This is a genomic window from Micromonospora sp. CA-269861 (genome assembly GCF_050948505.1).
Lineage (GTDB): Bacteria > Actinomycetota > Actinomycetes > Mycobacteriales > Micromonosporaceae > Micromonospora.
Genome location: NZ_CP192014.1, coordinates 1,676,610 through 1,689,522, shown reverse-complemented (window position 1 = coordinate 1,689,522; position 12,913 = coordinate 1,676,610). Strand labels below are relative to the sequence as shown.

The 12,913-nt window shown below is 70.7% G+C and carries 8 protein-coding genes and 1 pseudogene; 2 read left to right on the top strand and 7 right to left on the bottom strand.

Going from position 1 to position 12,913, the window contains the following annotated elements; all coding sequences use genetic code 11:
* Positions 1–506: 506 nt before the first annotated feature.
* Together ACQP0U_RS07730 and nrdR are read right to left on the bottom strand one after the other, a co-directional pair.
* Positions 507–3,413, bottom strand: coding sequence for a vitamin B12-dependent ribonucleotide reductase (locus ACQP0U_RS07730; RefSeq protein WP_433317035.1), 2,907 nt, complete (start codon positions 3,411–3,413; stop codon positions 507–509).
* Positions 3,414–3,445: 32 nt separating this feature from the next.
* On the bottom strand, positions 3,446–3,946 hold the full coding sequence (gene nrdR / locus ACQP0U_RS07725) for a transcriptional regulator NrdR (RefSeq protein ID WP_425784617.1): 501 nt from the start codon (positions 3,944–3,946) through the stop codon (positions 3,446–3,448).
* 539 nt (positions 3,947–4,485) lie between these two features.
* Between nrdR and lexA the strand changes: the two genes are divergently transcribed.
* On the top strand, positions 4,486–5,271 hold the full coding sequence (gene lexA / locus ACQP0U_RS07720) for a transcriptional repressor LexA (RefSeq protein WP_355581333.1): 786 nt from the start codon (positions 4,486–4,488) through the stop codon (positions 5,269–5,271).
* 73 nt (positions 5,272–5,344) lie between these two features.
* Here the strand turns inward: lexA and ACQP0U_RS07715 are convergent.
* Positions 5,345–7,080, bottom strand: a pseudogene (locus ACQP0U_RS07715) (hypothetical protein).
* 50 nt (positions 7,081–7,130) lie between these two features.
* Positions 7,131–8,585, bottom strand: a complete 1,455-nt coding sequence (gene hflX, locus ACQP0U_RS07710; RefSeq protein ID WP_433317031.1) for a GTPase HflX — start codon at positions 8,583–8,585, stop codon at positions 7,131–7,133.
* Between the two features lie 183 nt (positions 8,586–8,768).
* Between hflX and ACQP0U_RS07705 the strand changes: the two genes are divergently transcribed.
* Entirely contained in the window at positions 8,769–10,235 is a 1,467-nt protein-coding gene (locus ACQP0U_RS07705; RefSeq protein ID WP_433317029.1) for an NAD-dependent malic enzyme, read from the top strand.
* Between the two features lie 114 nt (positions 10,236–10,349).
* Here the strand turns inward: ACQP0U_RS07705 and dapF are convergent, their stop codons facing one another.
* From dapF to ACQP0U_RS07690, 3 genes are read right to left on the bottom strand one after another with little or no spacing between them, the layout of a single operon-like run.
* The gene (dapF, locus tag ACQP0U_RS07700; RefSeq protein WP_433317027.1) at positions 10,350–11,204 is read right to left on the bottom strand and encodes a diaminopimelate epimerase; all 855 of its coding nucleotides are present in this window, start codon (positions 11,202–11,204) and stop codon (positions 10,350–10,352) included.
* A 7-nt stretch (positions 11,205–11,211) separates the two neighbouring features.
* On the bottom strand, positions 11,212–12,135 hold the full coding sequence (gene miaA / locus ACQP0U_RS07695) for a tRNA (adenosine(37)-N6)-dimethylallyltransferase MiaA (RefSeq protein ID WP_433320682.1): 924 nt from the start codon (positions 12,133–12,135) through the stop codon (positions 11,212–11,214).
* Positions 12,120–12,887: a hypothetical protein gene (locus tag ACQP0U_RS07690; RefSeq protein ID WP_433317026.1), complete on the bottom strand. Its 768-nt coding sequence runs from the start codon at positions 12,885–12,887 to the stop codon at positions 12,120–12,122. Before ACQP0U_RS07690 ends, miaA begins: the two co-directional genes overlap by 16 nt.
* Positions 12,888–12,913 lie beyond the last annotated feature (26 nt).

Genomic DNA, 12,913 nt, shown 5'->3' with positions numbered 1-12,913 from the left:
TCCACGGAAGGCTAACGCCTCCTGGATCACGCCTTCGACCTCAGCTCGGGGAAGGCTGTTTGCCTGGCCGCCTGGGTCTGCCACACGGACCGCCACGACCTCCGGCGTCCAGCGATCGAGGAGCTCAAGCACCTCCTTACGCACCCACACCAACTGCGCACCTCGGTCCCCTGCAGGCGCCGAAACAGTGGCATGGTCTTTAACCAGGGCGTCCTGCCGGCATGGCCCCTCGACCAATGCCCACATCAGCTTGTCCCTCGCGCCTCTCAATCCCAACACCCTCACGGTCACCTCCGCCAGATCCTGGAACGTCTCGGGCCACTGCAGTAGACCTTGCATTGCCAATGTCAGAAATGAGCCAACGCGCGACAATCCGGGATCCCATAGCCACTTAGTCAAGCCGCATAGTCAGCCATCAGAAGCAACGACGCGTAGTACTACAAATGGTCAGCTTCCCGGCCTACGAGCCCCGAGCGTGTCAACGCCCGGGGCTCGTTTCGCGTACGTCAGCTGCAGCCGCTGGTGGAGCCGCAGCCCTCGCAGACGTAGCAGCTACCGGCCGGGCGCATCTTCGTACCGCAGGTGAAGCAGAGCGGCGCGTCGGCGGCCTTGCCGATCACGGCCTCCAGCAGTTCGGTGCTGGAGCCCACGCTCGGAGCCGGCTTGGCGGCGGCCACGTCGGCCATCTCCTGGGCCGGCTGGGCGAGCGCCTCCGGCTTGGCCGGGGTCTCCACCGGCGCCGAGGACGCCATCACGGTGAGCTCTGCGCCCACCGCCGCTGCGGCCTCCGCGTCGGCCTCGGCCCGCAGCTGCGCGGCCCGCTCCGAGGCGGTGAAGATGCCCAGCTCGGCGCGGCGCTCGTAGGGCAGGAAGTCCAGCGCCAGGCGACGGAAGATGTAGTCCATCACCGAGGCCGCCATCCGCACGTCCGGGTCGTCGGTCATGCCGGCCGGCTCGAAGCGCATGTTGGTGAACTTGCTGACAAACGTCTCCAGCGGCACGCCGTACTGCAGACCGATGCTGATGGCCACCGAGAAGGCGTCCATCACGCCGGCCAGGGTCGAGCCCTGCTTGGACATCTTCAGGAAGACCTCACCGAGGCCGTCGTCCGGGTAGGAAGACGCGGTCAGGTAGCCCTCGGCGCCACCGACGGAGAAGCTGACCGTCTCGGACGGGCGCTTCTTTGGCAGGCGCTTACGCACCGGCCGGTACTCGATGACCTTCTCGACCGCGGCCGGCGCGGCCGCTGCGGTCTCGACGGCGGCCGTCTCGGTGGCCTTGTTGGACTTGGCCACCGAGAGCGGCTGACCGACCTTGCAGTTGTCGCGGTAGATCGCCAGCGCCTTGAGGCCGAGCTTCCAGCCCTCGAAGTAGATCTTCTCGACGTCCTCGACGGTGGCCGCTTCCGGCATGTTGACCGTCTTGGAGATGGCGCCGGAGACGAACGGCTGGATGGCCGCCATCATCCGCACGTGACCCATCGGGGCGATCGTCCGCTCCCCCATGGCGCAGTCGAAGACCGCGTAGTGCTCCGGCTTGAGGCCCGGGGCGTCCACCACGTGACCGTGGTCGGCGATGTGCTCGACGATCGCCTCGACCTGCTCCTCGGGGTAGCCGAGGCTGCGCAGGGCGCGCGGCACCGTCTGGTTGACGATCTGCATCGATCCGCCGCCGACAAGCTTCTTGAACTTGACGAGCGCCAGGTCCGGCTCCACGCCGGTCGTGTCGCAGTCCATCATGAAGCCGATCGTGCCGGTCGGGGCGAGGACGCTCGCCTGCGCGTTGCGCCAACCGAACTTGTCACCGATCTTGTTGCCCTGGGTCCACTGCTTGGTCGCCTCACGGACGATCGCGGTGGCCACCGGGCTGGTCGGCTTGATCTCGTCGTTGGCGGCGGCGTGCTTGCGCATGACCCGCTTGTGCGGCTCGGCGTTGCGGGCGTAGCCGTCGTACGGGCCGACGACGCCGGCCAGCTCGGCCGAGCGGCGGTAGGCGGTGCCGGTCATCAGGGAGGTGATCGACGCGGCGACCGAGCGGCCCTGGTCCGAGTCGTACGGCAGGCCGGTGGCCATCAGCAGGGCGCCCAGGTTGGCGTAGCCGATGCCGAGCTGCCGGTAGGCACGGGACGTCTCGCCGATCTTCTCGGTCGGGAAGTCGGCGAAGCAGATCGAGATGTCCATCGCGGTGATGACGAACTCGACGGACTTGACGAACTTCTCCACCTCGAAGCCACCGTCGGCGCGGAGGAACTTCATCAGGTTGAGCGACGCCAGGTTGCACGAGGAGTTGTCCAGGTGCAGGTACTCCGAGCACGGGTTCGACGCGGTGATCCGCCCGGTCTCCGGGCAGGTGTGCCAGTCGTTGATCGTGTCGTCGTACTGCAGGCCCGGGTCGGCGCACTCCCAGGCGGCCTGGGAGATCGTGCGGAACAGCTTCTTGGCGTCGACGGTGTCGATCACCGAGCCGTCCAGCCGGCCGCGCAGGTCGAAGCCCTTACCGTTCTCCACCGCCGACATGAACTCGTCGGAGACCCGGACCGAGTTGTTGGCGTTCTGGTACTGGACGCTGACGATGTCGGAGCCGCCGAGGTCCATGTCGAAGCCGGCGTCCCGCAGCGCGCGGATCTTGTCCTCCTCGCGCGCCTTCGTGACCACGAACTCCTCGATGTCCGGGTGGTCGACGTCGATGATGACCATCTTGGCCGCGCGGCGGGTCGCGCCACCGGACTTGATGGTGCCGGCCGAGGCGTCCGCGCCGCGCATGAAGCTGACCGGGCCGGAGGCGGTGCCGCCGGAGGAGAGCAGCTCACGGGACGAGCGGATCCGCGACAGGTTGACCCCGGAGCCGGAGCCGCCCTTGAAGATCAGCCCCTCCTCCTTGTACCAGTCGAGGATCGAGTCCATCGAGTCGTCGACGGCCAGGATGAAGCAGGCGCTGACCTGCTGCGGCGACGGCGTACCGACGTTGAACCAGACCGGCGAGTTGAAGCTGAACACCTGGTTCAGCAGCATCCAGGTCAGCTCGTGCGCGAAGACCTCGGCGTCGGCCGGGCTGGCGAAGTAGCCGTACTCCTCACCCGCGGTGCGGTAGGTGGTGACCACCCGGTCGATCAGCTGCTTGAGCGACCACTCCCGCTCCGGGGTCCCCACCGCTCCCCGGAAGTACTTGGTGGTGACGATGTTGGCCGCGTTGACGCTCCACGACTCCGGGAACTCCACCCCGCGCTGCTCGAAGTTGATCGAGCCGTCCCGCCAGTTCGTCATCACGACGTCACGGCGCTCCCAGGAGACCTCGTCGTACGGGTGGACCCCCTCCGTCGTCCACACCCGGTCGATCTTCAGCCCCGCGCCTGCCTTGTTACGTGAACGGCTAGTTGTCACGCCGTCGCCCCCCTCGTCTGCGCGGTCACCCACCGCGCGCCAATCTCTCGAAAAACTGTGAAGACTCAACTGGTACGGCCGGCGGCCTCAACCGCATCGGCCCGGCCCTGCTCCCGGGCTCGCGCCGCGGCCCGCAACGTGTCGATCTCGCGCTCGAAGTCGGCGAGCGAGTCGAACGAGCGGTAGACGCTGGCGAACCGCAGGTAGGCGATCTCGTCCAGGTCGCGCAGCGGGCCCAGGATCGCCAGGCCCACGTCGTGACTGGGGATCTCGGCGGCCCCCTTGGCCCGGACGGTCTCCTCCACCCGCTGCGCGAGCAGCGCGAGTGAGTCGTCGTCCACCGGCCGGCCCTGGCACGCTTTACGCACCCCGCCGATGATCTTCGTGCGACTGAACGGCTCGGTCACCCCGCTGCGCTTGACGACCGCGAGGACCGCCTCCTCGACGGTGGTGAACCGCTTGCCGCACTCCGGGCAGGACCGTCGCCGTCGGATGAGCTGGCCGTCGTCGGCCTCCCGCGAGTCGACCACCCGGGAGTCAGCGTGCCGGCAGTACGGACACCGCATCTCCCACCTCCTAAAAATGATCAACTGCGAGCACACCGGACACCCCCGGACACGCTGACCGCGACGGTGCCATCCTCGGATGACGCCCGCCGTGATCGACGTTACGGGAGTGCGGTCGGTAGTCAGACCCAACCTGTAGGCAACTTACGCCCGTGTCACTACTACATCTAGGGGTCGACCGTATGTCGCCGCGGAAGCCGGGTCAAGTTGGCCGGCGTGTCCGGCGCGTCACGGACCATCCGGTCATCCGCGCCCCGCACAACGCCCGAAGACCCCAACGCCACGACCCCGCCCGGGTTACCGGCCAGCAGGCCGGACCCGGCCGGAAAACGGTCGACGATCGAACACCAGTGCTACCTGACGTACCATTTATCAGAACATCCGTACGACCGGAGTGCTTTTTCACCCCGACACGCCGGTGAGAGGTCGTACAGATGTTTGAAAATGACTGATCTCACCTATACGGTCATGAACAACGTGGCACCACCGCACGCACCACGAGCCGACGAGGCACCCAGCGCCGACCAGGGAGGACGGACGTGACCGAGGACCGGGCCAGCCGGCCGAAGAGCCCGCAGCAGATCACCGAGGCGGGCCCGCCGGCCACCCGACGCCGCAGCGCCGCCCGCAGCCGAACGGGTCAGCCCGCCGTGCGCCAGGTCACCCCGGTGGTCAGCGCCTTCCCCGACCCGGCGACCGTCGACCTGACCGCCCGCCAGCGCCGCATCCTGGAGTTCATCCGCAACTGGGTGGAACGGCACGGCTACCCGCCGAGCGTCCGGGAAATCGGCGAGGCGGTCGGCCTGGTGTCGCCGTCCAGCGTCGCCTACCAGCTCAAGGAGCTGGAGAAGAAGGGCTTCCTGCGCCGCGACCCGAACCGGCCGCGCGCTGTGGACGTCCGCGCTCCCAGCGAGGCGATCGACGACGAGCTGTCGAGGGCACAGCGGCCGACCCCGGCGTACGTGCCGATGCTCGGTCGGATCGCCGCCGGTGGGCCGATCCTCGCCGAGCAGGCGGTGGAGGACATCTTCCCGCTCCCCCGCGAGCTGGTGGGTGAGGGCGAGGTCTTCATGCTCCAGGTCAAGGGCGACTCGATGCTCGACGCGGCAATCTGCGACGGCGACTGGGTGGTCGTTCGGCAGCAGCCGACCGCCGACTCCGGCGAGATCGTGGCCGCCATGCTCGACGGCGAGGCGACAGTGAAGACCTACCGGCGGCGCGACGGGCACGTCTGGCTGATGCCGCAGAACCCGGCCTTCGACCCGATCCCCGGCGATGACGCCACCATCATGGGCCGGGTCGTGGCAGTGCTACGCCGGATCTGACCGATCGGCGGGTGGGTGCCGACGGCGCTCACCCGCACCGCTCGTCAGGGGCGGGTGAGCGCTTCAGCGCCGATCAGTAACGGTCGCCCCGGTGACCGCGACCGCCCCCGGGATACTGCCCGTACGGGTCGACGGGCGCGTCGTCGTCGCGTCGGCGGCCGGGTCGCTGACCCCGGTAGTCGGGCTCCTGCCCACCGCGCCGGGGCGGCTCCGCACGACCGGCCCCGGGCTGACCGCCGTCGCCGCCGTACACACCGCCGCCGGGACGACCACCGCCTCCGCCCTGCGGACGACCACCGCCACCTTGCGGACGACCACCAGCCGGGGGACGACCGCCACCTCCCTGGGGACGACCGCCGCCACCGGCCGGGGGCGTCCGCCGCCGCCGTACACGCCGGCACCGCCGCCGTCCGGGCGTGGCGCACCGTAACCACCGTCGGCCGGGGCCGGCCGGCCGCCGCCGTACACGGCACCACCCGCCGGGGCCGGACCACCGCGACCCGCGCCACCCGCCGGGGCCGGGCCACCGCGACCGGCGCCACCGCCGTAGACCGCACCGCCGGCCGGCGCGCCGCCCCCGTAGACACCACCCCGCCGGTCGTCTTCGGCCGGGAACCCGTCCACGGCACGTCCCGCGCGCGAATCGAACGGATCGCCGTCCGGGCCCGACGTGTCGGACGCGTCAGCGGTCGGCGGCCGACGACGGGCGCGAACGATGCCGAAGATGCCGGCGGCGACCAACAGCAGGCCGATCAGCCCGACCGCCCCAACCAGGTACGTGATGTCGTCGAGGCTGAGCCCGGCGGTCCAGGATTGCGAGGCGGCCGGCTTGCCGCCCTCCTCCTCGGCCAGCGGCACGGCAGTCGAAGTGGACGGGGCGTAGCCGAGGATGTCGAGCGGATCATCCTCGGCGAACCGGCCCGCGTCGGAGACGGTGAGGAACGACTTACCGTCCGGGGTGTAGCTGATGGCCTCGCCGAACGGGTCGGCCAGCGGCGTCACCCGCGGCTTGCCGGTGGTGAGCGCGCCCACGATGTCGCCATCGGTCACGTCGAACTCGAAGGCGTCCGCGTAGGTGCGCAGGACCACCCGGGAGCCGTCCGGTGCCCGGGACGCGCCGGTGATGGCGATCCGGCCGAACGTGTTGAGGGTGTTCTCCGTCTGGGTCTTCGGCAGCGTGATCTCGCCGGCCTTACGCATCGGCACCGGGTCGGTGTCGCCGCTCTTCAGCGCCGCCGACGGCGTGTAGATCTCGGCCTTGCCACTGGTCACCTTGGTGATGATCAGCGGTTTTCCGTCGTCACCGATCAGCAGCGCCTCGGCGTCGTGCGGTTTCGCCTCGGGGTAGGAGAGCCGGTGCAGCGTCGGCTGCTTGGCGCCGGTGACCGGCATCGACCAGAGCGCGATGCGGCTGCGGCGCTCCTTCGAGTCGGGGTTGTCACCGGTGTCGGCGATCCAGAGGGTGCTGCCGTTCTTGGAGAGGGCGAGATCCTCGGTGTCGAACGGACCCTGCCCCGAGTAGCGGACCGGCTCCTTCGAGATCTTGCACTTGCTGTCGAGGAAGAACACCCGCTTGCGTGCCGAGTCCTCGGTGCTGTCGTTGATGACGATGTAGCCACTCTTGGTGGCGACAAGCCCGGACAGCTCCCGCAGGCGCTCGTCGGCGATCGTGCACCGCTTCTGGCCAGGCTTGGCTGCGGGCGGCTCGGACGGCCCAGGGGCGGGAGCCGCTGCGGCGACTCCGGCGAGCGCCACGGTTGCCCCAAGCAGGCCGAGGGCAACCGTGACCGAGGAAACAACGCGGCGCATTCGGCCAGTGTCGCATGCCGCGCGTTTCCAGTGGATGACGCCGTGGCCGCTCAGGAGCGGCTGCCGGCCGCCTGCCCCTGCCGCTGCACGTCGAACGCCGCCAGCTCCGCAGCCAGCTCCGCGCCGACGCGAACGTGCAGCAGGGTGCCCTCCGGCAGGTGCGACGTGCTGAGCACCTCACCCGTGCGGTGCGCCCGAGCCACCAGGTCACCCCGGTCGTACGGCAGCACGGCCCGGACCTCCACGGCCGGGCGCGGCAGCCGCTCCTCGATCGCCGCGCGCAGCCCGTCGATGCCCCGCCCGGAGTGCGCCGACACGAAGATCGCGTCCGGCCAGAGCCGCTTGAGCCGCAGCAGAGTGTCCTCGTCGGCCGCGTCGGTCTTGTTGACCACCAACAGCTCGGGGAGCCGGTCCGCGCTCACCTCGGCGAGCACCGCGTGGACCGCCCGGACCTGCTCCTCCGGATCCGGGTGGGTGCCGTCGACGACGTGCACCACCAGATCCGCCTCCGCGACCTCCTCCAGCGTCGAGCGGAACGCCTCGACGATCTGGTGCGGCAGGTGCCGGACGAAGCCGACAGTGTCGGAGAGGGTGTAGAGCCGGCCGTCCGCGGCGGTGGCCTTGCGGGTCGTCGGGTCCAGTGTCGCGAACAGCGCGTTCTCCACCAGCACGCCCGCGCCGGTCAGGCGGTTGAGCAGGCTGGACTTGCCGGCGTTGGTGTAGCCGGCGATGGCGACAGCGGGAACGGCGTTGCGGGAGCGCCGGGCGCGCTTGGTCACGCGTACCGTCTTCATGCTCTTGATCTCGCGACGCAGCCGCGAGATGCGGTGCCGGATGCGCCGCCGGTCGGTCTCCAGCTTGGTCTCACCGGGACCACGGACACCCACACCGCCGCCGGCGCCGCCGCCCCGGCCGGAACCACCTGTCTGCCGGGAGAGCGTCTCACCCCAACCGCGCAGTCGGGGCAGCAGGTATTCGAGCTGGGCCAGCTCGACCTGCGCCTTACCTTCCTTGCTCTTGGCGTGCTGAGCGAAGATGTCGAGGATCAGCGCCGTACGGTCGACGACCTTGACCTTGGTGCGCTGCTCCAGGTTGCGCAGCTGCGACGGGGACAGCTCACCGTCACAGATGACCGTGTCGGCGCCGGTGGAGAGCACCACCGCGCCGAGGTCGTCGACCTTGCCGCGGCCGATGTAGGTGGCCGGGTCGGGTCGGGTACGACGCTGGATGAGCCCTTCGAGCACCTGCGAACCGGCGGTCTCGGCCAGCGCGGCAAGCTCGGTCAGCGAGTTTTCCGCGTCGGTGACAGTGCCTTCGGTCCAGACGCCCACCAGGACGACCCGCTCCAGCCGCAGCTGGCGGTATTCCACCTCGGTGACGTCGGTGAGCTCGGTTGACAGGCCCGGGACGCGTCGGAGGGACTGCCGCTCCGACAGCTCCATCTCGCCAGTGGTGACGTCGTCGAGCTCGTCCTCGACGGGGACAAAGCTCTCCTGGTCTCGCAAGCGGTTCTCCTGTCCGATTTGATAAGTAGAACGTAATCCTGACATGACGCAACGCCGAACGCACCTGCTATATGCCCATGGCAAAGGTCGCCAAAAGTGGGGGCGAATGCTGGTCGGCCGCGACAACCCGGTAGAAATGCGGGCGGCGGCCAATCGGCCGCACAGCCGTTACGGAGGGATCCCGTGGCCATCACCCGACTGCCGAGCGCCGGATTTTCGATCACCATCCGGATCGCCGTGACCGCGGACGCCTCCTCGATCGGCCGGCTCACCACCTCGGTCGGCGAGGCCGGGGCGATCGTCACGGCGCTGGACGTGGTGGACTCGGACCCGACCCACGTGATCGTCGACCTGACCTGCGACACCGCCGACGCGGGCCACGCCGACCAGGTGGTCGACGCGCTGACCGCCCTGGACGGCGTGGACGTGCGCAAGGTGTCCGACCGGACGTTCCTCCTGCACCTGGGCGGCAAGATCGAGGTGACCTCGAAGGTCGCGCTGCGCAACCGCGACGAGCTGTCCCGGGCGTACACCCCGGGGGTGGCCCGGGTCTGCATGGCGATCGCCGAGAACCCGGCCGACGCCCGGCGACTGACGATCAAGCGCAACACCGTCGCGGTGGTCAGTGACGGCTCGGCGGTGCTCGGCCTGGGCAACCTCGGCCCGGCCGCGTCGCTGCCGGTGATGGAGGGCAAGGCCGCGCTGTTCAAGCGCTTCGGCGGGGTGGACGCCTGGCCGGTGGTGCTGGACACCCAGGACACCGACGAGATCGTGCAGATCGTCAAGGCGATCGCGCCTGCCTACGGCGGCATCAACCTGGAGGACATCGCCGCGCCGCGCTGCTTCGAGATCGAGGCCCGGCTGCGCGAGGCGCTGGACATCCCGGTCTTCCACGACGACCAGCACGGCACCGCGATCTGCGTGCTGGCCGCGCTGACCAACGCGCTGCGGGTGGTGGGCAAGCGGCTCGAGGACGTCCGGGTGGTCGTCTCCGGAGCCGGCGCGGCCGGCACCGCGATCATGAAGCTGCTGCTGCGTCAGGGCGTCGGCGACATCATCGCGTACGACCGGCAGGGCGCCCTGCACGGCGGGCTGACCGGGCTCAACTCGGCGTGGCAGTGGCTGGCGGAGAACACCAACAAGGAGAACTACTCCGGCGACCTGCCCGGTGCGATCCGGGGCGCCGACGTGTTCATCGGGGTCAGCGCGCCGAACCTGCTCACCGGCGACGACATCGCGCAGATGGCGAAGGACTCCATCGTCTTCGCCCTCGCGAACCCGGACCCGGAGGTCGACCCGCGGGAGGCGCGCAAGCACGCCGCCGTGGTCGCCACCGGCCGCTCGGACCAGCCGAATCAGATCAACAACGTGCTCGCGTTCCCCGGGGTGTTCCGCGGCATGCTGGACGCGCACGCCGAGGAGTTCACCGAGGAGATGGCCATCGCTGCCGCGCGGGCCATCGCCGACGTGGTCGGCGAGGAGAAGATCAACCCGACGGTGATCGTGCCGAGCGTCTTCGACTCGCGGGTCGCCCCGGCGGTCGCCGCCGCCGTGCGCGCCGCCGCGCACAACCCGAGCCCGCTCCCGGCCGCCGACCCCGGCCCGGCCGACCTCCCCGAGATCGCGGCCAACGCCAGCGCCACCCCGTAAGGCGCGTACAACGCACCCCCACCCTCCGTCGATCATGAAGTTATTGCCACGACACGCCGAGCTGGCTGGCAATAACTTCATGATCGACGCGGGGGCCCCATCGACGCGGGGGCGTCAGGGGCGGAGGGCGGAGAGGGCGGGGAGGTCGACTTCGCCTGTCGCTACCAGGACGGCGGGGCCGGAGAGCCAGCAGGAGTCGGCCGTGACCGTCACCGTGAGACGGCCGCCGGGGACGTCGACGGCGACAACTCCGGTGTCCCGGCCGACGTCGCGCAGCGCCACCGCGCCCACCGCGCACGCACCGGTGCCGCAGGACAGGGTCTCGGCGCTGCCGCGCTCGTACACCCGCATCAGCGTGTGCCCGTCGGTGCCGTCGACCGGGTCCCCCGAGGCGATGAACTCCACGTTCACCCCGCTCGGGAAGACCGACCGGTCGAACCCGGGCGCGACGGTCAGGTCCAGCGCCGACAACTCCACGCCGGCCGGCAGGACGCACACCAGGTGCGGGTTGCCGACGTCCACCACCGCACCGGTCAGGGTCAGCTCGCCGAGGGTGGCGACGGAACTGTCGTACACCTGGGGTCGGCGCATCTCGACGGACACGGCGTCGCCCTCGACCAGCGCACGCACGACGCCGGCCCGCGTGGCCACCGGCAACGCCGCGCCGGCGGGCGTGGCCAACCCGGTGTCAAGCAGGTAGCGCACGAAGACCCGCGCGCCGTTGCCGCACATCTCGGCGAACGAGCCGTCGGCGTTCCAGTAGTCCATGAACCACTCGGCCTCGCCGGCCTGACCCGCCCCGTCCGGATGCTTGGCCGCGCGGACCACCCGCAGTACGCCGTCCGCGCCGATGCCCCGACGCCTGTCGCAGAGCGCCGCGACCAGCTCCGGGGTCAGGTCGAGCTGACCGTCCGGGTCGGGGAGGAGGACGAAGTCGTTGCCGGTGCCGTGGCCCTTGGTGAACTCCACTCCCCCATCATCGCGCAGCGGCCGGCACCAGGCGCAGGGCGGCCCCGATCAGGTCCGGATTCGTCGAGTCCAGCCAGTGGATCCGTGGGTCGCGCCGGAACCAGGACCGCTGCCGGCGGACGAAACGCCTGGTGGCCCGGACCGTCTCCGCATGCGCCTGCGCCTCGGTCAGCTCACCGCCGAGCAGGCGCAGCACCTGCTGGTAGCCGAGGGCACGACTCGCCGTCCGCCCCTCGGGCAGCCCGCGTGCGACCAGCTCACGGGTCTCCGGCACCAGGCCGTCGGCCCACATCCGGTCGACACGCAGGGCGATCCGTTCGTCCAGCACACCGGTGTCCAGGTCGACGCCGAGCTGCACCGACGGGTAGTACGGCGTGGGCTGCGGTAGCGAGGCGGTAAACGGCGCGCCGGTGAGTTCGATCACCTCCAGGGCCCGCACGATCCGCCGACCGTTGCCGGGCAGGATGCCCTCGGCCGCGACCGGGTCGGCGGCGCGCAACCGCGCGTACAGCGGGGCCGGGCCGACCTCGGCCAACTCCTGCTCCAGCCGCTCCCGCAGCGCCGCGTCGGTGCCGGGGAACTCGAAGCGTTCCAGCACCGCACGCACGTACAGCCCGGAGCCACCGACCAGCAGCGGCACCCGCCCCCGGGCCAGGATGTCGTCCACCGCCGCGCGGGCCAGCCGCTGGTACTCCGCGACGCTCGCCGGCTCGGTGACCTCCCAGATGTCCAGCAGGTGATGCGGCACCCCGTCCCGCTCGGCGGGGGTCAGCTTGGCGGTGCCGATGTCCATGCCCCGGTAGAGCTGCATCGAGTCGGCGTTGACCACCTCCCCGCCGAGGGCGTGCGCCAACGCGATGCTCAGCGCCGACTTGCCGGCCGCGGTCGGGCCGACCACCGCCACGACCGTGCCTGTCACGCCCGCTCCCAGGACGCCACGAAGTAGGCCACACCGTAGGGGGCCGAGTCGTGCAGCAACTCGCCGCGCCACCCTCCGCCGGCCGCACGGGCCGCGCCGGCGAGCACCTGCCAGGGGGCGCGACCGGCGGCCTTCAACTCCGCCGACACCACCGGGTCGAGGTCGAGCAGGGCGTCCACGTCCGCGTCGGCCAGCGCCGCGGCAACCCCCTGGTCGTACGGGAGGGCGCGCGCGTCGTCGTACCCGGGTGCCTTCTCGCCCCGGCAGGCCGACCCGTCCCCGAGCACCAGCGCCGCCACCCGGTCACCCGCGGCGCCCACCTCGTCCGCGAGCGCGGCCAGCTCGGCCGGGCCGGCGTCGGCGGCCACCTGCACGGCGGTCACCGGCGCTCGGGTGTCGTGGCGGGCCAGCAGCCACGCGCCGACGGTCAGGCTCAACGGCAGCACCGCGCCCCGGTCCGGCTGGCCGGGCACCAACGGCACGTCCAGGTCGACACCCCAGGGCTGGAGGGAACCTGTCGCCGGGGTGCGGATCGGGCCGGTCACCGGGCCGGTGCCCAGCAGCAGCACAATGTCCGGATCGGTGGCCAACAACCGGCGTACGGCGGTGTCACAGGCCGCCCGCAGATCGTCCAACTCCGGGGCCGCGGAGCCGGCCACCTCGGGCACGAGCAGGGGCGGATGCGGGCAGACAGCGGCGGCGACCAGTGGCACCCGTTCACCGTAGCGGGAATCCCCGGTGCGTCTCCGAGCCGATCCGGTCATTCGGCCCCTAGGACACCGTATGGTCA

Excerpts from the sequence above, each read along its gene's own strand:
- ACQP0U_RS07690 (WP_433317026.1), bottom strand. The coding sequence starts at position 12,887 with ATGACCGGATCGGCTCGGAGACGCACCGGGGATTCCCGCTACGGTGAA.
- nrdR (WP_425784617.1), bottom strand. The coding sequence starts at position 3,946 with ATGCGGTGTCCGTACTGCCGGCACGCTGACTCCCGGGTGGTCGACTCG.